This is a genomic window from Ralstonia sp. A12 (assembly GCF_000801955.1).
Lineage (GTDB): Bacteria > Pseudomonadota > Gammaproteobacteria > Burkholderiales > Burkholderiaceae > Ralstonia.
Window position 1 is genome coordinate 66,165 of the sequence record NZ_JSZO01000036.1, and the last position, 21,075, is coordinate 87,239.

At 65.8% G+C, this 21,075-nt stretch carries 20 protein-coding genes; 18 read left to right on the plus strand and 2 right to left on the minus strand.

Features of this window, described 5'->3' with window-relative positions; translation table 11 throughout:
• Nucleotide 1 precedes the first annotated feature (1 nt).
• Nucleotides 2-820 (minus strand): SDR family NAD(P)-dependent oxidoreductase, encoded by an 819-nt coding sequence (locus PI87_RS26005; RefSeq protein ID WP_052321779.1) that lies wholly within the window; start codon nucleotides 818-820, stop codon nucleotides 2-4.
• A gap of 363 nt (nucleotides 821-1,183) precedes the next feature.
• On the opposite strand from PI87_RS26005, the gene PI87_RS26010 reads away from it, so the two are divergent.
• Nucleotides 1,184-2,371, plus strand: coding sequence for a helix-turn-helix transcriptional regulator (locus PI87_RS26010; RefSeq protein ID WP_039600631.1), 1,188 nt, complete (start codon nucleotides 1,184-1,186; stop codon nucleotides 2,369-2,371).
• A 69-nt stretch (nucleotides 2,372-2,440) separates the two neighbouring features.
• Here the strand turns inward: PI87_RS26010 and PI87_RS26015 are convergent, their stop codons facing one another.
• Nucleotides 2,441-2,800 (minus strand): VOC family protein, encoded by a 360-nt coding sequence (locus PI87_RS26015; protein ID WP_039600632.1) that lies wholly within the window; start codon nucleotides 2,798-2,800, stop codon nucleotides 2,441-2,443.
• 302 nt (nucleotides 2,801-3,102) lie between these two features.
• Between PI87_RS26015 and PI87_RS26020 the strand changes: the two genes are divergently transcribed.
• The 17 genes from PI87_RS26020 (at nucleotide 3,103) to PI87_RS26100 (ending at nucleotide 21,075) form a co-directional block, all read left to right on the plus strand.
• Nucleotides 3,103-4,251, plus strand: a complete 1,149-nt coding sequence (locus PI87_RS26020; protein WP_039600633.1) for an LLM class flavin-dependent oxidoreductase — start codon at nucleotides 3,103-3,105, stop codon at nucleotides 4,249-4,251.
• A gap of 119 nt (nucleotides 4,252-4,370) precedes the next feature.
• Nucleotides 4,371-5,564, plus strand: coding sequence for a flavin-dependent monooxygenase (locus PI87_RS26025; protein WP_039600634.1), 1,194 nt, complete (start codon nucleotides 4,371-4,373; stop codon nucleotides 5,562-5,564).
• Nucleotides 5,565-5,582: 18 nt separating this feature from the next.
• The gene (locus PI87_RS26030) at nucleotides 5,583-7,343 is read left to right on the plus strand and encodes an FAD-dependent oxidoreductase (protein WP_052321780.1); all 1,761 of its coding nucleotides are present in this window, start codon (nucleotides 5,583-5,585) and stop codon (nucleotides 7,341-7,343) included.
• Nucleotides 7,344-7,410: 67 nt separating this feature from the next.
• Nucleotides 7,411-7,929: a flavin reductase family protein gene (locus tag PI87_RS26035; protein WP_039600635.1), complete on the plus strand. Its 519-nt coding sequence runs from the start codon at nucleotides 7,411-7,413 to the stop codon at nucleotides 7,927-7,929.
• A 37-nt stretch (nucleotides 7,930-7,966) separates the two neighbouring features.
• A complete protein-coding gene (locus PI87_RS26040; RefSeq protein WP_039600636.1) occupies nucleotides 7,967-8,734 on the plus strand; it encodes an SDR family oxidoreductase in 768 nt (255 codons plus the stop codon).
• A gap of 11 nt (nucleotides 8,735-8,745) precedes the next feature.
• Nucleotides 8,746-9,798, plus strand: a complete 1,053-nt coding sequence (locus PI87_RS26045) for a ferredoxin--NADP reductase (RefSeq protein ID WP_039600637.1) — start codon at nucleotides 8,746-8,748, stop codon at nucleotides 9,796-9,798.
• A 1-nt stretch (nucleotide 9,799) separates the two neighbouring features.
• Nucleotides 9,800-11,428 (plus strand): FadD3 family acyl-CoA ligase, encoded by a 1,629-nt coding sequence (locus tag PI87_RS26050; RefSeq protein ID WP_039600638.1) that lies wholly within the window; start codon nucleotides 9,800-9,802, stop codon nucleotides 11,426-11,428.
• A gap of 28 nt (nucleotides 11,429-11,456) precedes the next feature.
• Entirely contained in the window at nucleotides 11,457-12,044 is a 588-nt protein-coding gene (locus tag PI87_RS26055) for a transferase hexapeptide repeat family protein (protein ID WP_039600639.1), read from the plus strand.
• 140 nt (nucleotides 12,045-12,184) lie between these two features.
• Nucleotides 12,185-13,078: a VOC family protein gene (locus PI87_RS26060; protein WP_039600640.1), complete on the plus strand. Its 894-nt coding sequence runs from the start codon at nucleotides 12,185-12,187 to the stop codon at nucleotides 13,076-13,078.
• Between the two features lie 15 nt (nucleotides 13,079-13,093).
• A complete protein-coding gene (locus PI87_RS26065) occupies nucleotides 13,094-13,984 on the plus strand; it encodes a CoA transferase subunit A (protein WP_039600641.1) in 891 nt (296 codons plus the stop codon).
• A 34-nt stretch (nucleotides 13,985-14,018) separates the two neighbouring features.
• Nucleotides 14,019-14,849 (plus strand): CoA-transferase subunit beta, encoded by an 831-nt coding sequence (locus PI87_RS26070; RefSeq protein WP_039600642.1) that lies wholly within the window; start codon nucleotides 14,019-14,021, stop codon nucleotides 14,847-14,849.
• A gap of 55 nt (nucleotides 14,850-14,904) precedes the next feature.
• Complete coding sequence (locus tag PI87_RS26075; protein WP_039600643.1) at nucleotides 14,905-15,813, plus strand: enoyl-CoA hydratase; 909 nt, start codon at nucleotides 14,905-14,907, stop codon at nucleotides 15,811-15,813.
• Nucleotides 15,810-16,931 (plus strand): NAD(P)H-dependent flavin oxidoreductase, encoded by a 1,122-nt coding sequence (locus PI87_RS26080; protein ID WP_039600644.1) that lies wholly within the window; start codon nucleotides 15,810-15,812, stop codon nucleotides 16,929-16,931. Before PI87_RS26075 ends, PI87_RS26080 begins: the two co-directional genes overlap by 4 nt.
• Before the next feature lie 13 nt (nucleotides 16,932-16,944).
• Nucleotides 16,945-17,769, plus strand: coding sequence for an enoyl-CoA hydratase family protein (locus PI87_RS26085; protein ID WP_039600645.1), 825 nt, complete (start codon nucleotides 16,945-16,947; stop codon nucleotides 17,767-17,769).
• 22 nt (nucleotides 17,770-17,791) lie between these two features.
• Nucleotides 17,792-18,943, plus strand: a complete 1,152-nt coding sequence (locus tag PI87_RS26090) for an acetyl-CoA C-acetyltransferase (RefSeq protein ID WP_039600646.1) — start codon at nucleotides 17,792-17,794, stop codon at nucleotides 18,941-18,943.
• A gap of 28 nt (nucleotides 18,944-18,971) precedes the next feature.
• The gene (locus PI87_RS26095; RefSeq protein WP_039600647.1) at nucleotides 18,972-19,847 is read left to right on the plus strand and encodes an SDR family oxidoreductase; all 876 of its coding nucleotides are present in this window, start codon (nucleotides 18,972-18,974) and stop codon (nucleotides 19,845-19,847) included.
• A 13-nt stretch (nucleotides 19,848-19,860) separates the two neighbouring features.
• Nucleotides 19,861-21,075 carry an acyl-CoA dehydrogenase family protein gene (locus tag PI87_RS26100; RefSeq protein WP_039600648.1) on the plus strand — a complete coding sequence of 405 codons (1,215 nt, stop codon included), beginning with the start codon at nucleotides 19,861-19,863 and terminating at the stop codon, nucleotides 21,073-21,075.

The window sequence follows — 21,075 nt, forward strand, 5'->3', positions numbered from 1 at the left end:
GTCAGAACGCGAAGCTCGGCGCTTCGCCAAGCGCGATGCGCTCGCCGCGTACCTTCGCGGCGGCACGCGCCTCGTCGTGCGGCATGATCCAGAAGTCGCCGGCGGCAATGCCTGCGAGGATGTGCTGCGCCATCTCTTCTGCAGTCATCCCTGCGGCAATACCAGTGCGCAGAGCGTGGTTCATGTGGCTCACGTTGCCTGGCGTGCTGGTTGGCAAGTTCTGCGCAATGCCTGTTGCGACAGGGCCGGGGCAGACCACCGAGACCTTCAGCGGCAGGCCCGACGCCTGCAGCTCCAGCGCCAGCCCTTCGCTCAAGGCAACAACACCCTGTTTAGAGATCGTGTACGGCGCCAACCAGGGCCCAACGGCAAGCCCCGCCATCGAGGCGACGTTCACGATGTGTCCGTGGCCTTGTTCTCCCATGCGTGGAACGAAGGCCCGCAGCGCATGGATGACGCTCCACAAGTTCACGTTGAGCACGCGTTCGTACACGCGCGTCTCCAGCTCCCAGCACGGACCGGTGGCCAGCACGCCGGCGTTGTTCACCAGCAGATCAACGTGCCCCAACTGCTCGAAGCTGAACGCGCAGAGCTGTTCCACCTGCAAGGCATCGGCGACGTCCGTGCGCAGGATCGCCACGCGCTGGCCATAGGTCTCGATCTCTGCCTGCACGCGCTCGAGTGCCGTGGCATCCACGTCGGCCAGTACCAGCGCACGCCCTTGCTGTGCAAGTGCGTGCGCCAATGCACGCCCGATACCGCCGGCCGCCCCGGTGATGACCGCTGTCGGGTGCGCTGTGTTGACTGGGCTGGGTGGCATGCGAGTCTCCTTTGTGATGTACCGATCATGAGGTTGAGCCGGTGCTGCGCCGAAGTTGCGATGCGCGGCGCGCATGGCGTCTTTCTATCGGGTGGTCACATGCCGGACATCGTCCATTTGAACGAGGTGAACGCCGCTGCGCTGGACCACATTAGGGGTACGTCGCATGCGGAACGCGCACACGTTCCACGGGTGAAAAGTACGGGTATTGGAGTGGTGAAGATTCGGGCAAACCACTAGCTTTCCGGTACTGGCCCAGACAAGCGCGGCTCCTATAATTGGCCGACCAAAAATGGGGGAGTGTGCCCCGGAAAAAACGACGCCTTGCCACGTAGCACGGCGCGGATATTGGAGACGACAAGTATGTTGATGGAGGCCACCCAGACCGATGGGCGGAGCGTACGCGCTCAGTCTGTGCCGCTGTCCCTGACGGAGTTCGGTGCATTGCTGGGTTCGGTCTATCAGGGCGCCATGGACCCTGTGCCCTGGAGCCGTGCCCTGGAGCTGATCCGCACGCATCTGTGCGCGAACTTTGTATCGCTGATCCTGCGCCCGCCCGGCGCTGATCGCCTCTCACTGATGGTGCATGCCTCACACCATGGTCATTCCACCATGGAGGGGGACGCGATCTACAACAGCTACTACTACGCGCTCGATCCGTTCGTCGGATTGCCTTCGGATCGCCTGGTCACCGTGGACGAGCACCTTGGCGGAAGCCACTGGTGCAACAGCGAGTTCTACCAGCAGTTCCTCAAACCGGCGGACGTGCGCTACATCCTCGGTGCCGACATCACGACCGACGATGGCGCGGAGTGCCGCTTCCGCATTTGCCGCGGGCACGACGGCCCCGACTTCAGCACCGAAGACAAGCTCTTCTGCAGCATGCTGCTGCCGCATCTGCGGCGCGCGGTCGATCTGCATTCGCGCATGGATGTGGTGGAGACGGAGCGCACGCTGTATGCCTCGGCCATTGATCGCATGCTGGTTGGCATGGCGATTCTCGACCAGCACGGCGCGATCATCCGCACCAACTCGGCGGCGGACGAAATCCTGGCCGAGAAGGACGGCATCAGCCTGGTCAAGGGCGCGCTTGAAGTGAACTACGCGCAGGAGAATCGGCGCTTCCAGCGTGTCTTGCGCGATGCCGTGTCTGGCTACTGCAGCGCAACGCCGCCCGTGATGGAAGCCATGTCGATCACGCGGCCTTCGGGCAAGGCGCGCTTTGGTGTGCTGATCCGCTCGATTCCGCTCGGCGAGTGGTCGGAGGACAGCAAGCACCGGCCAGCCTGCGTGATTTTCATTCGTGATCCGGAGCGCAAGTCGCAGGCCTCGCAAGAGGTCGTGCGCAAGCTCTTCGATTTCACGCCGGCTGAAACGCAACTCGCGCTGCAGCTGGCAGATGGCCTCACGCTTGAAGAAGCCGCCGACGAGCTTTGCATTGCCAAGAACACGGCACGCGCGCATCTGCGGGCGATCTTTGCCAAGACCGGCGTGACCCGGCAAGCCACCCTGGTGCGCATGCTGTTGAGCAGCGTGGTGTCGCTGGGCTAGATCGCTTCGTTCTGCTTTCTTCCGAAAGGCCACAGGCGCAGTCAGCCTGTGGCCTGTTTCTTTGCGTGTCTACTTCACGTTCACATCGCGTTTTGCGCTGACCACGATCGGGAAACCCTCCGGTGTGGTCACCACGGCACGCCACTCGTGCGGCCCTTCGGATAGCGGCTCGGCCAACTGCGCACCCTGCGCGAGCAGGCGGTCAAGCGCTGCGCGAATGTCTTCTCCGGGCGCTACCGCAAAGGCTGGCGCGGGCTGCGTATGCAGCCGTTCCTCGCCCGCCACGAGCGCAATCGTCAACGGGCCCGCGTCCAGCGCGCAGTAGCGCTCGCCATCCCTGAACTTCATGGTCAAGCCCAGGCCCTGCTCAAAGAACGGCAACGCGGCCGAGATGCTGTCAACCGGGTACAGCAGAAGCTTGCACTGCATTTGAGTCTTCCCCACAGGTCAGGCGCACGGGCGCCACGATGGCGCGTGTGCAACGGCGGCGCGCCGCACATGGCGTGGGCCAGCGCCGACGTACCACGGCACATCTTAGGCATCGCACACCGCTTCGCATAATCCAATCAGACGATGTTGTGAGGCTGTCGCCCGAACACACTGCCTACACGCGGACAAAAATCGCGCGAACCAAAATCGCGCGGGCCAATGTCACCACACCACCGCGGGCGCCGCATGAGGCAGCGCCACAGACGACGGCCTGGCCACGCACATTCATCGGAGACACTGCAATGCGTTTTTCACTGATCTACGAAGCCCAAACCGTTGAGAATTCGCGCGAGGGCGACCAAAAAATCTTCGACGAGATCATCGAGCAGGTTGATCTTGCAGAGAAAGTGGGCTTCGACGTGATCTGGGCCGTGGAGCACACCGCCCTGACCAACTACGCGCACATGAGCGCACCTGAGACGTTCCTGGCCTTCGTGGCCGGCCGCACGAAGCGCATTGGCGTTGGCCACGGCGTGGTTTGCCTGCCGCCGGCCATGAACCACCCCGTCAAGGTGGCGGAGCGTATCGCTACGCTCGACATCCTGTCCCAGGGTCGCGTGCACTTTGGCATGGGCAAGGGCGGTACGCAGCAGGAAGCCGGCACCTTCGGCTACGACATGAATCAGCTGCACCCGATGATCGACGAGTCGATGTACCTGATTCCGAAGATCCTCACGCAGGACGAGATCGAGCACGACGGCGAGTTCATCAAGATCCCGCGCCGCCCGATCCACCCGAAGCCGCGCCAGGACCCGCATCCGCTGATGTACCTCGCGTGCACCAACACCGACACGCTGCAGCGCGCAGGTGCCCGCGGTATCGGCGCACTGGTGCTGGGCTTTGGCGGCCCGGAAGACGTGGCCAAGAAGAACGCCATCTACCGTGAAGCCTGGAACGCGCGCAAGCCGGAAGACCAGGTGGGCTTCCGCCCGCATCAGCATCTGGCCGCACTGTGCCCGACGATCGTGCTGGAAGACGGCTTGGCCGCTCGCAAGATCGGCATCAAGGGTCAGCGTTACTTCATGGAATCGCTCGCCTATTGGTATGCCGGCGGCGAGCGTCCGAACCCGGATTCGTGGGACATCGAGCACGGCCTGGCCGAAGACGCGCAAGGCAAGGCCGTCATCAAGACAAGCTTCGCCTCCGAGAAGGTGGCGGTCGACTTCAGCGACCCGAGCATGATGATGCTCAACCCCAACCACGCCTACGGCACGGTCACAGACTGCATCAACTACGTGCAGCGCCTGATCGACTCGGGCGCCGATGAAATCCTCTTCATCTGCCAGATGGGCACGGTGCCGCAATGGGCGCAGCTGGAGACCATCCGCAATATCGGTGAGCACGTGATCCCGTACTTCCGCGAGAAAGGCCACACGCTGCGCGTCGCCTGAGGTGCCTGTCGGCCGCTGGTTTGCCTAGTCCCGTCAGACGATGGCAGCCGGCGGCGGCAGTGCGAGCATCAACTCACGATAAGACATGCCGACGCGGCATCAGCAAGAGGAGACAAGCGGTGCACCGAGACTTCGATTCCCAGGCCCTGGCAGCAGAACTGATCGGGCGCGCCCACGCTCTGGCGCCCACCTTGGCGCAACGCGCTGAGCAAGCTGAGCAAGGGGTGCGCGTGCCCGCGCAAACCGTGGCCGACATGCAGGCCGCGGGCTTCTTCAAGGTGTTGCAGCCGCGCCGCTACGGCGGTTACGAGCTGGAGCCGCAGGCCTTCTTCGACATCCAGATGGCGCTGGCCAAAGGCTGCATGTCCACCGCCTGGGTCTATGGCGTGATCGGGGTGCACAACTGGCAATTGGCGCTGTTTGACGAGCGTGCACAGCAGGACGTCTGGGGCGACGATCCCACGACGCTCATCGCGTCTTCCTACATGCCGGTGGCCAAGGTCACGCCGGTCGAAGGCGGTTTCCGCGTGTCGGGGCACTGGAAGTTCTCCAGCGGCAGCGAGCTGTGCGACTGGATTTTCCTCGGTGGCCTGGTGCCGCCGTCCGCGCCGGGCAACCCACCGGAATACCGCACGTTCCTGCTGCCGCGTGCGGACTACACCATCGCCCGCAACTGGGATGTGATGGGCCTGCGTGGCACCGGTAGCCACGACATCGTGGTGGATGACGTGTTCGTGCCCGAGTACCGCACGCACCGCGCCACCGACGGCGCCATGGGTACCAGCCCCGGGCTGGCACTGAACGATGCGCCGCTGTACCGCCTGCCGTTTGCGCAGATCTTCGTGCGCGCCGTCTGCACGGCTTGCATTGGTGCGCTGGAGGGCGGTCTGGAAGACTTCCTTGGCTATGCACATGGGCGCGTTAGTGCCAACAGCGGCGGCAAGACGGCCGATGACGGCGGCGCGCAGCTCGCCTGTGCGGAGGCGGCCGTGGGCATCGACGAGATGCGCATCGTCCTGCAGCGCAATTTCAATGAACTGATGGACGCCGCCAAGACCGGCAAGCAGATCGAGCTCGAGCGTCGGCTGCATTTCCGCTACCAGTCTTCGCAGGTGGCGGAGCGCTGTGCCCGGCTGGCCAACGGCCTGCTGCGCTATGCCGGCGGCAATGGCATCTACAACACCAATCCGCTGGTCCGCCGCTTCCTGGACTTGCACGCCGCACGCGGGCACTACGCGAACAACGTGGACCGCTTCGGCCAGAACTTTGGCGGCGTGATGATGGGTCGTACCAACACCGACTTCTTCATCTGACGCGGCCAGGAGCGAAGCATGAGCAAGAGCGGGGTGCTGACTTCTGGGCAGATTGCCGAGTTCGACGTGGTGGTGGTCGGCTCGGGTGGTGGCGGCATGCTGGCGGCGTGCCGTGCGGCAGATCAGGGGCTGTCGGTGGTGGTGCTGGAGAAGAGCGGCCAATACGGCGGTACCACGGCGGTGTCGGGCGGCGGCATCTGGATTCCGCTCAACCACCACATTGAAGAGGCGGGCGGCAAGGACAACTACGACGAGGCACTGACTTACCTCGAAGCGTGTACGCAGGGGCAATCGTCTCCGCAGCGCCTGCGGGCCTATCTTGAGCACGCGCCGCGCATGCTGCGTTACCTGGAGGAACGCACGCGCGTGCGTTACTACGCGCTGTCGCGCTATGCCGATTACTTCCAGCGCCTGCCCGGCGCCATGCCGGGTTATCGCGCGCTGGACCCGATGCCGTTCGACGGCACCGCGCTGGGTGACGAATTTGCGCGTCTGCGCCCGCCATCGCCCGGCACCTTGGTCGGTGGCCGCGTGGCGGTGACCTCCGGCGAGGCCCACACCATGTGGACCCGTTCGCGCGGCTGGCTGGGTGTGACGGTGCGGCAGTTCGCTCGTTACTGGCTTGACCTGGGCTGGCGCCGCAAGACGCAGCGTGACCGGCGGCTGACGTTGGGCAACGCGCTTGCCGGGGGGCTACGCCACGCCATGCTGGAACGTGGGATTCCGCTCTGGTTGAACACGTCGCTGGGCGATCTGATGGTGGAAGACAGCCCAGGCGGGCAGCGCGTGACGGGTGTGCAAGTCATGCGAGAAGGTCGCCCCTTCAGCGTGCGAGCGCGGCGCGGCGTGATCCTGGCCGCTGGTGGCTTTGAGCGCAATCAGGCGATGCGCGAGGCGTATCTACCGCACCCGACGCAAGCCACATGGAGTGCGACACCGCCCAACAACACGGGCGATGCGATTCGCGCCGCGCAGCGTCTTGGGGCCGCGCTCGATCTGATGGAGCATGTCTGGGGCGCACCGACCATCCGCGTGGCAGACGAAGAAAAACAGCGCGCGATCTTCATCGAGCGTGCCGCGCCGGGCTGCATGGTGGTCAACGGGCAAGGCCGGCGCTTCGTCAACGAAGCCGCGCCGTACTCCGAATTCGTGCCCGCCATGTATCGCGATCACGAACAAACGGGCTGCAGCGTGCCGGCCTGGATGGTGTTTGATGCGACCTTCCGGCACAAGTTTGCGTGCGGGCCGATCATGCCCGCCTCGGTCATGCCGGATCACCGCATCCCGGCCGCGTTCCGCAGCATCCTGGTGCGCGCCGACACGCTGGAAGCGCTCGCCGCCAAGATCGGCGTTGATGCTGCCGGCCTGGTTGCCAGCGCGGCGCGCATGAACGGCTATGCGGCGACTGGCGTGGATGCCGAGTTCGGCAAGGGCGACAACGTGTTCGACACCTACTACGGCGACCCGAACACGCAGCCCAACCCCTGCCTGGCGCCGATCGACCGCGCGCCGTTCTACGCGGTGCGGATCGACGCCGGTGACATCGGTACCAAGGGCGGGCTGTTGACGGACGAGCGCGCGCGCGTGTTGCGCACGGATGGTTCTTGCATCGATGGTCTGTTTGCCATCGGCAACACCGCCGCTTCGATGATGGGAGCGAGCTACCCCGGCGCGGGCTCGACGATCGGGCCGGCCATGACATTCGGTTTTATCGCGGCCGACACGCTGGCCGGCGAGGTGGTTGCACGCAGCCAGGAAAGCCCGGCGGCCGTGGCGTAGGAAGGCAAACACAGAACAAGGTTTTGGGGGCGAGCCGTTGCGGTGCCCCCGCATATGGAGACGCATCATGAGCCAAAACATTCCCACCCAGCTGCGCGAAGACATGTTGTCGGCCATGCGGCGCATGGCCCGTTCGGTCGCGGTTGTCAGTTGCCGCGACAGCGAGCGGCGCTATTCGATGTCGGTCACCGCCGTCGATTCCCTGTCCGCAGATCCGCCTTCGCTGCTGATCTGCATCAATCGCAATTCGTCGATCTATCCGCCGCTGGATGCCGGTGCGGATTTCTGCGTGAACCTGCTGGCGGTGGACCACCGCGAGATCGCCGTGGATTGCAGCGGCAGGCTCAAGGGCGAGGAACGCTTCACCAGCGGCGCGTGGGACGCCGACCTGCTGGGCGTGCCTTGCCTGCGGGATGCGCAGGCCAACCTGATCTGCGAGCAGGACGGGCGCTTCGATTACGGCACGCATGCCGTCTTCATCGGCCGGCTGCGTGAGGTACGCCTGTCAGGCGAGGTGGCACCGCTGGTGTACGTGGATGGTCAGTATTCAAAGTCGGCGCCGTTGCTGGGCATGTGCGCGGTCTGAAGTCAGTCGGAATGGGTAGCAAAGGAGGGGTACAACTATGAGCCATCGTGTTGAAGGCAAGATTGCCGTCATTACCGGAGCCGCAAGCGGCGTGGGCAAGGAAGATGCGTTGCTGCTGGCGCAGCATGGCGCGCGGGTGGTGCTGACCGACCGCAACGAAGAGGAAGGCAGGGCGGTGGCACGCGAGATTGGCGAAGCCGCCATCTTCGTGCCGCACGACATCAGCAGCGAGGCCGGCTGGCAACACGTGATGGCCACCACGCAAACGCAATTCGGCACGCCGGACGTGCTGGTCAACAACGCCGGCATCCTCGCCCTGGGTACGGTGGAGGACACCACGGTCGACCTGTGGCAACGCATCATGCGTGTGAATGCCGAGGGCTACTTCCTGGGCTGCAAGTACGGTGTGGCAGCCATGAAGGCACGTGGCGGCACGATCATCAACATGTCGTCGGTCGCGGCGATTGGCGGGATGGCGGCCTTCTGCGCCTATAGCGCCAGCAAGGGCGCGGTGACGGCGCTCACGCGCAGCGTGGCTGCTCACTGCAAGCAGCAGGGCTACCAGATCCGCTGCAACTCGATCCACCCAGACGGCATCCTGACGCCGATGACCGCGGCATTGATGCCGGCTGGCGGCGGTGCCGACCTGGCAGAGATGAAGGTCGGGGAAGGCGCGCTGCAGCGGATGGCCCACCCGCGCGACATTGCCAATTTCGTGCTGTTCCTGGCGTCCGATGAATCGCGCTTCATCAACGGTGCCGAACTGCGCATCGACAACGCGCAAACCATCATGGGTTTGGCCTGAGGCTGAGCATCATGGCGCTCCCGCAATTTCATCGGCTCCAGATTGCCGAGGTCGTGGCAGAGACCGACGATGCACGGTCGCTGGTGTTTGACCTACCCGAACCGCTGCGCGACGTTTTTGCGTATCGGCCGGGCCAGTTTCTGACACTCAGGGTGCCCGTCAACGGCGCCGTGCAGCAGCGCTGCTATTCGCTCTCCAGCACGCCGCAGGTGGACGACGCGCTGCGGGTGACCATCAAGCGTGTGCGCAGCGGGCAGGTCTCGAACTGGATTTGCGACCACCTCGGGCCGGGCGATACGGTGGAGGTCATGCCGCCGGCGGGCGTCTTCACGCCACCTGCACTGCATGGCGACTTCCTGCTCCTGGCCGGCGGCAGCGGCATCACGCCGGTGCTGTCGATCGCCAAGGCTGTGCTGCGGCATGGGCGCGGCAACATCACGCTCGTGTACGCCAACCGCGATGAGCACGCCATCATCTTCCGGGATGCGTTGCGCGAACTGTCGGCAAAGCATCCGGGGCGGCTGCGTGTGATCCACTGGCTCGACAGCGTGCTGGGGCCGCCGTCCTCACGCCAACTGGAAGAGCTGGTGCGCCCGTGGAGCCTGGCCGAATGCTTCATCTGCGGGCCCGCGCCGTTCATGGATTGCGCGCAGGCGGCGTTGCAGGCGCTTGGTGTACCACCGGGCCAGGTTCATCTGGAGCGGTTTGGCCTGCCACAGACCGTGCCACAGGCCGCATCGGAAACGCCACGCGCCGCGCCGGAGGGCGAAGCCATTGCATCGTGCGCACCCGTGCCGATGACGGTGGAGCTGGATGGCACCGCGCACCGTGTCACCGCGCAGGCGGGCGAAACCGCGCTCGATGCTCTGCTGCGCGCAGGCGTTGCCGCGCCCAACTCGTGCCGCACCGGCTTGTGCGGCGCCTGCATGTGCCGTGTTGAAGGCGGCACCGTCAGGCTGGGCGAAAACCATGTACTCGATGCAGCCGACCTGGAGGCCGGCTGGACCCTGGCCTGCCAGGCCGTGCCTGTCGGCGATGACGTTCACTTGAGATTTCCGGACTGACATGATCACTTCCGACACCATCGAAAGCGCGGCCACGCCGTGCGATTCTGAACTGCAGGGCGCGCAGCCTGCGCTCACCATTCCCGAGTTGCTGCGCCGTGCCGCCAAGCAGTACGACCAGCGCGTCGCCATCCAGGAAGACGGCTTGCGGCTCACCTACGCCGCGCTCGACACGCAGCGTGTCGAAGTTGCCAAGGCGATGCTCGCGCTGGGCGTGGAACCCGGCGATCGCGTGGCCGTGTGGGCACCAAACCTGTCCGAGTGGATTCTGGTCACGTTGGCCGCGCAGAGCATTGGCGCTGTGATGGTGCCGATCAACACCCGCATGAAGGGGTTGGAGGTGGCTGCCATCCTGGCGGACAGCGGCGCCCGCGTGCTGTTCTGCATCGACCACTTCCTCGGCGAGTCCTACCCCGATATGCTGGCGCCGCACCGGCCGGCCTGCGTTGAACGCACGGTCGTGCTGCGTCCGCGTGCGGAGCGGCCGATGGCCGAGGGCGAGCTGCTCTGGCCGGCGTTTCTTGTGCAGGCGGAGCAGGTGAGCGACGAACGCTTCCAAGCCAGTGAGCAACGCGTGACCGGCGACACGGTGATGGACATCATGTTCACCTCGGGCACGACCGGCCGCCCGAAGGGCGTGATGACATCACAGGCACAGAACCTGCGCGCCGTCGACGGCTGGGCGTCGATCACGGGGCTCGAAACCGGCGATCGCTACCTCATCGTCAACCCGTTCTTCCATACCTTCGGTTACAAGGCCGGCTGGCTCGCGGCGCTCACCCGCGGCGCCACCATCCTGCCGCACCTGGTGTTCGATGCCGATGCGGTGATGACGCGCATCGAGAACGAGCGCGTAACTGTGCTGCCCGGGCCGCCGACGTTGTATCAATCGCTGCTGAACAGCCCGCGCCTGCGTGAATTTGACCTGTCGTCGTTGCGCATGGCTGTGACGGGGGCGTCGGCGATTCCGCCCGTGCTGATCGAGCGCATGCGCAGCGAGCTGGGCTTTCGCGACGTCCACACCGGTTACGGCCTGACGGAATCCTGCGGTTTTGCCACGCTCACGCGCACCGGCGACGATGCCGAGACGGTGGCGTTGAGTTCCGGCTGTGCCATGCCAGGCGTTGAACTGCGCTGCGTGGATGACAAAGGCCAACCGGTGACGCCGGGCCAACCGGGGGAAGTGCTGGTGCGCGGCTACAACGTCATGCGCGGCTACTTCAATCAGCCCGACGCCACCGCAAAGGCCGTGGATGCCGATGGCTGGCTGCACACGGGTGACATTGGCGTGCTGGATAGCCGTGGCTATCTGCGCATCACCGACCGCATCAAGGACATGTTCATCGTCGGGGGCTTCAACTGCTATCCGGCGGAGATCGAGAAGCTGCTGGCCTCGCATCCGGCCATCGCGCAGTGCGCCGTGGTGGGCGTGCCGCATGAGCGGCTGGGTGAGGTGGGCAAGGCGTATGTCGTGCTGCGCCATGGTGCCCGCGTCACCGCGGACGACCTGATCGGCTGGGCCCGGCGCTGCATGTCCAACTACAAGGTGCCGCGCGAGATCACCTTCGTGCAGACGCTGCCGATCAGTGCTGCAGGAAAGATCCTCAAGTACCGCTTGCGCGAGTCCTGAACGTCGCCTGAAGGAGCCCCAGCAGCAGATGGCGAAAGTCTATGCATTCGACGGGATCACGCCCGTCGTGCATCCGGGTGCGTTCGTGCATCCGGATGCCGTCCTGATTGGTGATGTGATCGTGGGGCCGGACTGTTATGTCGGCCCCTGTGCCTGTTTGCGCGGCGATTTCGGGCGTATCCGCCTGGAGCGCGGTGCAAACATTCAGGACACCTGTGTCGCGCATTCGTATCCCGGCGTTGAAGTCCTGGTCGAAGAAGACGGGCATGTCGGTCACGGCGCGATCCTGCACGGCTGCCGGGTGGGACGCAACGCCCTGGTTGGCATGAACGCGATCGTCATGGACGGTGCCGTGGTGGGCGCTGATGCCATGGTCGCGGCAGGCGCCTTCGTCAAGGCCGGTATGGCTGTCCCGCCGGGCGCGCTGGTGGCAGGCGTGCCTGCACGCGTGGTGCGCACACGGAGCCCCGACGAGATCGCGAAGAAACTGGCCGGTACGCGCATGTATCAGGACCTCGCGCGCCGCTCGCTGGCCAGCATGCACCTGGTTGAACCGCTGACGAGCGAAGAAGCCCGCCACGCCAGAAAGGGCGCGCCTGCGCACACGCAGGACTGAGCACCGCGCGCTCGCGGTTAGTCTCAATAGACGATGTAGGAAGCTGTCTTCAGCCGAACAATGGCTCCATCGAAGTCGCATTGCCGCCTGTTCCAGGCGGTGCGGCAGATGAAGAACCAGACCTGCCAGGAGACAGCAAGATGGATATCCGCGCGCTCGGCTACATCGTCGTCGAGTCCACCGACATTGAACAATGGCGCCACTATGCCGAGCAGGTACTCGGCATGGCTTGCAGCAACGCGCCGGGCGAAGCGCTCTACATCAAGATGGACGAGCGCGATTTTCGCTACCTGATCGTGCCCGGCAAGGAAGACCGTTATGGCGCATCGGGCTGGGAGCTGGCCGACGAGGCTGCGTTCCAGCAAGCGCTGCAGGCATTGCGCGACGCCAAGGTCGAGGTGGTGCAGGCAAGCGCCCAGGAGCTGGCGCAGCGCCGTGTACAAGCGGCCGCGTGGTTCCGCGATCCGTCCGGCAACCGCCACGAAATCTACTGGGGCCCGCGCGCAGATTTCCTGCGCTTTGTCTCGCCGGTGGGCGTGCCGCGTTTCATCACCGATCCGATGGGCCTGGGGCATGCCGTGTTGCCGGCACCGGCCTTTGACGAGACCTACGCCTTCCTGCGCGACGTGATGGGCTTTGGCCTGTCCGACATCTTCCGCGTGCGCTTTACGCCGGACCCTGCGGAACCCGAGAAGCGCATCCACTTCCTGCATTGCGGTAACGCACGCCACCACAGCCTCGCGATCTTCGAGATGGCGATTCCGTCGGGCTGCGTGCACATCATGGCCGAAGTGCCGGACATGACCGAAGTGGGCCGCGCACTCGATCGCGCGCAGCAACACAACACGCCCATGTCGGCCACGCTCGGCCAGCACTGCAACGACCGCATGGTCTCGTTCTATATGCGCACGCCGGGCGGCTTCGACCTCGAATACGGCTTTGGCGGCCTGGAGGTCGACTGGCAACAGCACAACGCCTACGAAGCCACACGGGTCAGCCTGTGGGGCCACGATTTCAGCATTGGACGCCGCTAATCCGGAATGCATTCCATGATCAAGACACTCGACAAAAGCATGAGCCCCGCCGACGTTGTGGCGCGGCTGACCGATGGCATGACGATCGGTATTGGTGGCTGGGGCCCGCGCCGCAAGCCGATGGCACTGGTGCGCGAAATCCTGCGCTCGCCGTTGAAGGACCTGACGATCGTGTCCTACGGCGGTCCGGACGTCGGCATGCTGTGCGCGGCGGCCAAGGTGCGCAAGGTGATCTACGGCTTCGTGTCGCTCGACGTGATTCCGCTGGAGCCGCATTTCCGCAACGCCCGCGAGAGCGGTTCGATCGACGTGTGGGAAGTCGACGAGGGGATGCTGCAACTCGGCCTGCGCGCCGCGGCCGCTCGCCTGCCGTTCCTGCCGACGCGCGTTGGCCTGGGCACCGATCTGCTCACGCACAACCCGCAGCTCAAGACGATCCGCTCGCCGTATGACGATGGTGAGGTGCTGCTGGCCATGCCGGCCATTGCGTTGGACGTTGCGCTGCTGCACGTGAACGAAAGCGACGCGCGGGGCAACACGCGCATTGATGGTCCCGATCCGTTCTTTGACGAATGGTTCGCGCGGGCCGCGAAGCAGTGCTACGTCAGCTGCGAAACGCTGAGCCCGTCGCTGGAGGAAGAAGACCTCACGCGTGCGCGCAACAACCCGTTCGAGCGCTCGCTGGTGACCGGTGTGGTGCATGCACCGGCTGGTGCACATCCGACCTCGTGCGGGCCGCAATACGGCTTTGACGTGCCGCACCTGAAAACCTACTGCGCCAGCGCGGATGAGGCGGCGGGCTTCGCCACCTACCGCCACGACGTGATCGGGCAGAGCGAAGCCGATTACCTCGCCAAGATCGGCGGCACCGGCCACGTGCTGGGCCTGCCGCTGCCCGTTCTTTGACACCGTCCGTTTGACACCGAATTCAGGAGCCACTGTGAGCGTCAATCAAGAATTCACTCTTGCCGAACTGATGATCGCGGCCGCCGCCCGTGTCTGGAATGACGACGGCGAGGTCCTGGCCACCGGCATCGGCACCGGCCCGCGCCTTGCCGCAGGCGTGTCGCGCCTGCTGCACAACCCGGGCCTGCTGATGACCGACGGCGAAGCCTACCTGGTGGAGCAACCCGTGCCGCTGGGCCGGCGAGAGCCGGGCTTCAAGGTGCGCGCCAGCGGCTGGATGGGCTACTCGCGCGTGTTTGACTGCCTGTGGGGCGGCCGTCGCCATGCCATGGTCATGCCCACGCAGATCGACCGCTTCGGCCAGGCCAATATCTCCCGCCTGGGCGGCACGCAGACGCAGCCGAAAAAGCAATTGCTGGGCGCGCGCGGCTTTCCCGGCAACAGCATCAACCACGCCAACTCGTTCTTCGTGCCCGCGCACAGCGCACGCACGTTCGTGAAGGACGAAGTCGATATGGTCTGCAGCGTGGGCTACAACCCGGCGCGCCATATCGAAGGCATGCGCAGCTTCGCGGACCTGCGGGTCATCGTGACCAACCTGTGCGTGATGGACTTCACCGGACCCGACCACGCCATCCGCGTGCGTTCGCTGCACCCAGGCGTGAGCCTGGAAGAGGTGCGCGCGGCCACCGGTTTCGCACTGGCCAACGCGGCGGATGAAGCGCTGCCGGAAACGCCGGCGCCGAGCGCGGAAGAACTGGCTGTGATCGCCAAGCTCGATCCGCACAACCAGCGCGCCGCCATCGTGCGCGACAACCCGCCCGGCCGCCGCGCTGCAGTGCAAGAGGCCACGGCCGCCGCATAACGTCCCATACGCGCGCATCACGCCACCGCACCGGCAGCCACGACGAGAACACACCATGTCAACAGAAGCCATCACCCCCGAAGCACTCGGCCCGAACGCCGAGGTGCTGTATCAAGTCGCTGACGGTGTGGCCACGGTCACGATGAACCGGCCGCAGTACCACAACGCGCAGAACTCCAAGATGACGTACGCGCTGGATGAAGCCTTCCGGCGCGCATCGTCTGACGATGCCGTCAAGGCCATCATCCTGCGCGGCGCGGGCAAGCACTTCTCAGCTGGCCACGACATCGGCACGCCGGGCCGCGACATCGACGAAACGTTCGAGCGCGCCTCGCTCTGGTACGACCACGTCAACAAACCGGGCGGGGAACTGCTCTACGCGCGTGAACAGGAGGTCTACCTGGGCATGTGCCGCCGCTGGCGCGATCTGCCCAAGCCGACCATCGCCATGGTGCACGGCGCGTGCATTGCCGGCGGGCTGATGCTGGCGTGGGTGTGCGACCTGATCGTTGCCTCGGACGATGCGTTCTTCTCGGACCCCGTGGTGCGCATGGGCATTCCGGGCGTGGAGTATTTCGCCCACGCGTATGAACTGAACCCGCGCATCGCCAAGGAATTCCTCTTCACGGGCGACCGCATGGACGCCGCGCGCGCCTACCAGATGGGCATGGTCAATCGCGTGACCACACGCGATGCGCTGGAGAGCACCACGCTGGCGCTGGCGCAGAAGGTTGCCACCATGCCGCGCCTGGGCCTGACCCTGACCAAGCAGGCCATCAACCATGTTGAAGAGTTGCAGGGCAAGCGCGCGGCCATGGATGCTGCCTTTGCCTGGCACCACTTCGCCCACGCGCATAACGAGTTGACCAGCGGCGACCGCCTCGGCGGCTATGACGCTCGCGCCATGGCGGCTTCGCAGCGCAACGGTGGAGACGGTGGTGAAGGCAAGGAGTGTGCAGCATGAGCGCCGCAGTGAGCAATTCAGGCCTGCACACCGTGCTGTGCGATCTGCTCGGTTGCCGTTACCCGATCGTCCAGACCGCGATGGGCTGGGTGGCCGATGCGCGCCTGGTGGCCGCCACCGGCAATGCCGGCGGTTTCGGTTTCCTGGCCGGTGCCACGCTGCTGCCCGGCGAGGTCGAGCGCGAGATCCTGGCCGTTAAGGCGCTGAGCGGGCAACCGTTCGGCATCAACTTCCATATGTTCCAGCCGAACGCCGACGAGGTGGTCGAGATGGCGATCCGCCACCGCCTGCGTGCCGTCAGCTACGGCCGTGGGCCAGACGCCCGCATGATCGGACGCCTCAAAGCAGCCGGCATCGTCTGTATGCCCACCGTGGGTGCGGCCAAGCATGCCGCCAAGGCGGTCGAACTGGGCGCCGATGTGGTGACCGTGCAGGGCGGCGAAGGCGGCGGCCATACCGGCGGCACCCCGACCACGCTGCTGCTGCCGCAAGTGCTGGATTCCGTGCGCGTGCCCGTGGTGGCGGCGGGCGGCTTCTTCGATGGGCGTGGCCTGGCGGCCGCGCTCGCTTACGGCGCGGCCGGCATCGCCATGGGCACGCGCTTCCTGATGTCGAGCGATTCGCCCGTGCCGGCCAGCACGCTGCAGCGCTACGTGGCCGTCAAGGACGCCGGCAAGATCCGCGTGTCGCTCGCCATCGACGGCCTGCCGCAACGCATGATCGACAACCCGCTGCTGCTGGAGCTGGAAGCCGCCGGGCCGCTGCGCCGCACATGGCTGGCACTGGCCGCGGCCTATAAATGGCGCCAGCGCACCGGCATGCGTACCTCGCAGATGCTGGCAACCGGCTGGCGCGCGATGCGCCAGCACGACTACAGCGCCGCGCAGGCCATGATGGCCGCCAACGCCCCGGTGCTGATCCAGCGCGCGATGGTGGAGGGCCATCCGGACGAAGGCGTGCTGCCCAGCGGGCAGGCCGCAGCGGCCATCGGCGCGCTCGACTCCTGCGAACAGATCATCACGCGCATTGCCGCCCAGGCGCAGGCACGCCTCGACGCATTGCACGCAACGGCGCAATCGGTGCAAACCACACCGGCCGCCACCGCCGCCACTCTCTAACGAGCCCGTTTCCATGACGACACAACAAGCCAAAAGCGCACGCGCATCCGGTGCGGCGCCTTTCAAGATCGACTTGCAGGACGGCGTGGCCGAACTGGTGATCGACCACCCACCCGTCAACGCGCTGAACAGCGCCGGTTGGCATGCGCTGGCCAAGGCCATCGAGCAGCTCGGACAAGACCCCGAAGTTCGCGTGATCGTGCTGCGTGGCGAAGGGCGCGGTTTCTGCGCGGGCGTGGACATCAAAGAACTGGCCGCGTATCCGCAGCGCATCGTTGACGTGAATGCAGGCAACTACGAAACGTTCCGCGCGGTGCACCGCAATCCGGTGCCGGTCATCGCTGCCGTGCACGGCTTCGTGCTGGGCGGAGGTATCGGTATCTGCGGTGCGGCCGACGTCATCGTCGCGTCGGAATGCGCCACCTTTGGCGTGCCCGAGATCGACCGTGGCGCCATGGGCGGCGGCGCACACCTGCAGCGCATGTTTGGCGTGCAGAAGGTGCGGACCATGTACTTCACCGGTGATCCGATCGACGCGGCCGAAGCCTATCGCCTGGGCGCCGTGGAGAAGGTCGTGACGCGCGCCGAACTGCGCGACACCGCGCTCGGGATTGCCCGCAAGATCGCCGCGAAGAGCCCCGCCATGGTGCGCCTGGCCAAGGAAGCGCTCAACGGCGTGGAAGACGGCAACCTCGAAGACAAATACCGCTGGGAGCAGGGTTTCACCCTGCAGGCCTACATGACCGCCGATTCCACCGAAGCGCGCGACGCGTTCGTGGAACGCCGCGAGGCGCGCTTCGACGGCGACGCAGCAACGTCGACCCAAGCCGCCGCTTGAGCATTCAGAGAGGGAAATCGAAATGAGAGAAGCCTATATCGTCGACGCGTTGCGCACGCCCGTCGGGCGCCGCAAGGGCGGACTGTCGCACGTGCACGGTGCTGATCTGGGTGCCTTCGTGCTGAAGGAGCTGGTCGCGCGCAATGCCATTCCGGCTGAGGACTACGACGACGTGGTGTTCGGCTGCTGCGACACCATCGGGCCGCTGGCCGGCAATATCGGCCGCAGTTCCTGGCTGGCTGCCGGGCTGCCGCTGCAAGTGCCCGGCGTGACGGTGGACCGCCAGTGCGGTTCGTCGCAGCAGGCTGTGCACTTCGCTGCGCAAGCCGTGATGAGCGGCAACCAGGACGTGGTGATTGCCGGCGGCGTGCAGACCATGACGCAGATCCCGATCTCGTCGGCCATGCTGGCCGGTCAGGCGCTGGGCTTCACTGATCCGTTCTCGGGCAGCGAGGGCTGGCGCGCGCGTTTTGGCGATGCGCCGGTGTCGCAGTTCCACGCAGCGCAGAGGATTGCCGACCACTGGAACCTGTCGCGCGAGGCCATGGAAGCCTTCGCGCTGGAGAGTCACCGCCGCGCCGTGGTGGCCATCGAAGAAGGCCGCTTCAAGCGCGAGATCGTGCCGTTCCAGGGTGTCTCGCGAGACGAGACGCCGCGTCCGGATACCACCCTGGCCAAGATGGCCACGCTGGAGCCGCTGATGCCGGGCGGCAAGCTGACCGCCGCCGTGTCGAGCCAGACCGCCGACGCTGCTGCTGCGCTGCTGGTGGTGTCCGAAGACGCCCTCAAGCGCTACAAGCTCACGCCGCGCGCCCGCATCGTGCACATGAGCGTGATGGGCGACGACCCAGTCTGGATGCTGACCGCACCCATTCCCGCCACCAAGCGCGCGCTGGAACGCAGCGGCTTGAGCCTGAATGACATCGATGCGGTGGAAATCAACGAAGCCTTCGCCTCGGTGGTCATGGCCTGGCTGGCCGAGACCGGCTATTCCGCAGAGAAGACCAACCCGAACGGTGGCGCCATCGCGCTGGGCCATCCGCTGGGCGCCACCGGCGCGCGGCTGATGACCACGCTGCTGCACGAGCTGGAGCGCACCGGCGGCCGCTACGGGCTGCAGACCATGTGCGAAGGCGGCGGTGTCGCCAACGTGACGATCATCGAGCGCCTGTAAGGCGGTCGCGCAAAACAAGGAGCAAGCAATGGGAATCTGCGACGGACGGACCGTCATCATCACCGGTGCAGGCGGCGGCCTGGGGCGTGCGTATGCACTGGCCTTCGGTGCCGAAGGCGCCAACGTGGTGGTCAATGATATTCGGCGTGAAGCCGCTGAGGCGGTGAGCGAAGCCATTCGCGCAGCCGGCGGCAAGGCCATTGCCAACGACGACGACATCACCAAGCTGGCCACGTCACAGCGCATCATCGATGCCGCCGTGGCGGCGTTTGGTGACGTGCACGTGCTGGTGAACAACGCCGGCATCTGCCGTGACCGCATGTTCGTCAGCCTGTCGGAAGAGGACTGGGACGAGGTGATGCGCGTGCACCTGCGCGGCCACTTCTGCCTGGCCAACCTGCTCGCTAAGCGTTGGCGCGATGCATCCAAGGCGGGTGCCGCCGTGGACGCGCGCATCATCAACACCAGCTCTGGCGCGGGGCTGCAGGGCTCGGTCGGGCAGTCCAACTACGCGGCGGCCAAGGGCGGCATTGCGAGCCTCACGCTGGTGCAGGCTGCCGAGCTGGCGCGCTACGGCATTACCGCCAATGCGCTGGCGCCGGCCGCACGCACCGGCATGACCGAAGGCGTGTTCGGCGAAATGATGAAGGCGCCCGAAGACGGCTTTGACGCCTTCGACCCCGCCAACGTCGCACCGCTGGTGGTGTGGCTGGGCAGCGCGGAATCGCGCCACGTGACCGGTCAGATGTTCGAGGCGGCCGGCGGCAAGATCTCCATTGCAGACGGCTGGCGCACGGGCCCGGAGCAAGACAAGGGCGCGCGCTGGGAACCGCACGAGCTGGGCGCGGCGGTCGGTGCCTTGTTGGCCCAGGCCCAGCCGGCACAGAAGGTCTACGGCACCTGAAGCGAGCACGACGATGGAACTTTCGCTTTCGCTCGAGCAGGAAATGATTCGCGACACCGCGCGAGAGTTTCTCGACGCGCGCAGCGATTCTGCCGCGGTGCGTCGGGTGGTGGATGCCGAAGCACTGTCCGCGCGGCACGACCCCGAACTCTGGGGTGAGGTGGCCGAACTCGGTTGGTGTGGCATCGCACTGCCAGAAGAGGCAGGCGGCGCAGGGCTGGGCGCCCCTGAGCTGGTGTTGCTGATGGAACAGATGGGCCGGCGCCTCGCGTGCGTGCCGTATTGGTCGAGCGTGTGTCTGGCCACTCCGGCTCTGCAGTGGAGTCTGTCGCAGGCACAGGCACAAGCCCGGCTGGAACCGCTGGCGCTGGGCACCACGCGTGCCGCGCTGGTGCTGCCTGCCTGGACTGCACCGGATGCAGCAGGGCGGCTCTCGCCGGAAGCGCTACCGGTGTGGGCCGAAGCCGGTGAAGGCGGCTTTGTGCTGCACGGCCGCGTCGATCAGGTCTTTGATGCGGTGGGCGCTGATTGGCTGCTGGTGCCTGCACGCCTTCATGACGGCGCGGGTGGGTTGGCGCTGTTTCTGCTGGATACAGCGGCACTGGCCGACAGCCCGCATGTTTCCGTACAGCCGCTCGACACGCTGGACCGCACCCGTGCGATTGCCTCGGTCGTGTTCGATGCACTGCCGGTCGACGCAGGTGGGTGCCTGGCGCGCGGCCCCGAGGTGGCATGCGGCATTGGCGCGGCTTTGTGGCACGGCGCCCTGATGCTGGCAGCCGAGCAGTTGGGCGGGGCGCAGCAGTGTCTGGATCTGACGGTGGCGTACGCGGCGGAGCGTATCCAGTTCGGCCGGGCGATCGCCTCCTTCCAGGCGGTCAAACATCGCTGCGCACAGATGATGGTGATGACCGAAGCCGCGCGCTCTGCCATTCACGGCGCCGCGCACGCGTGGCAAGCCGCCGTTGCTGCGGGCGACGAAGCTGCCATGAACGCAGCGCGTCTGGACATTGCCGCCGCACGTCTTGCCGCCGACGAGGCCTTCGCCTTCTGCACACAAGAGGCGATCCAGCTGCACGGCGGCGTCGGCTTTACCTGGGAATACGACCCGCAGCTGTATTTCAAGCGCGCACAGGCCGCTGCGAGTTGGCTGGGCGGCACGGCGGCAGCACTCGATTGCATTGCCGAAGCGCTGGTCGCAGACGCGCAGCACGCATCAGCGCACTAA

Bases quoted from the DNA above. Each gene is read 5' to 3' on its own strand.
- PI87_RS26005 (WP_052321779.1), bottom strand. From the start codon at position 820: ATGCCACCCAGCCCAGTCAACACAGCGCACCCGACAGCGGTCATCACC.
- PI87_RS26010 (WP_039600631.1), top strand. From the start codon at position 1,184: ATGTTGATGGAGGCCACCCAGACCGATGGGCGGAGCGTACGCGCTCAG.
- PI87_RS26015 (WP_039600632.1), bottom strand. From the start codon at position 2,800: ATGCAGTGCAAGCTTCTGCTGTACCCGGTTGACAGCATCTCGGCCGCG.
- PI87_RS26020 (WP_039600633.1), top strand. From the start codon at position 3,103: ATGCGTTTTTCACTGATCTACGAAGCCCAAACCGTTGAGAATTCGCGC.
- PI87_RS26030 (WP_052321780.1), top strand. From the start codon at position 5,583: ATGAGCAAGAGCGGGGTGCTGACTTCTGGGCAGATTGCCGAGTTCGAC.
- PI87_RS26035 (WP_039600635.1), top strand. From the start codon at position 7,411: ATGAGCCAAAACATTCCCACCCAGCTGCGCGAAGACATGTTGTCGGCC.
- PI87_RS26040 (WP_039600636.1), top strand. From the start codon at position 7,967: ATGAGCCATCGTGTTGAAGGCAAGATTGCCGTCATTACCGGAGCCGCA.
- PI87_RS26045 (WP_039600637.1), top strand. From the start codon at position 8,746: ATGGCGCTCCCGCAATTTCATCGGCTCCAGATTGCCGAGGTCGTGGCA.
- PI87_RS26050 (WP_039600638.1), top strand. From the start codon at position 9,800: ATGATCACTTCCGACACCATCGAAAGCGCGGCCACGCCGTGCGATTCT.
- PI87_RS26055 (WP_039600639.1), top strand. From the start codon at position 11,457: ATGGCGAAAGTCTATGCATTCGACGGGATCACGCCCGTCGTGCATCCG.
- PI87_RS26060 (WP_039600640.1), top strand. From the start codon at position 12,185: ATGGATATCCGCGCGCTCGGCTACATCGTCGTCGAGTCCACCGACATT.
- PI87_RS26065 (WP_039600641.1), top strand. From the start codon at position 13,094: ATGATCAAGACACTCGACAAAAGCATGAGCCCCGCCGACGTTGTGGCG.
- PI87_RS26075 (WP_039600643.1), top strand. From the start codon at position 14,905: ATGTCAACAGAAGCCATCACCCCCGAAGCACTCGGCCCGAACGCCGAG.
- PI87_RS26080 (WP_039600644.1), top strand. From the start codon at position 15,810: ATGAGCGCCGCAGTGAGCAATTCAGGCCTGCACACCGTGCTGTGCGAT.
- PI87_RS26085 (WP_039600645.1), top strand. From the start codon at position 16,945: ATGACGACACAACAAGCCAAAAGCGCACGCGCATCCGGTGCGGCGCCT.
- PI87_RS26090 (WP_039600646.1), top strand. From the start codon at position 17,792: ATGAGAGAAGCCTATATCGTCGACGCGTTGCGCACGCCCGTCGGGCGC.
- PI87_RS26095 (WP_039600647.1), top strand. From the start codon at position 18,972: ATGGGAATCTGCGACGGACGGACCGTCATCATCACCGGTGCAGGCGGC.
- PI87_RS26100 (WP_039600648.1), top strand. From the start codon at position 19,861: ATGGAACTTTCGCTTTCGCTCGAGCAGGAAATGATTCGCGACACCGCG.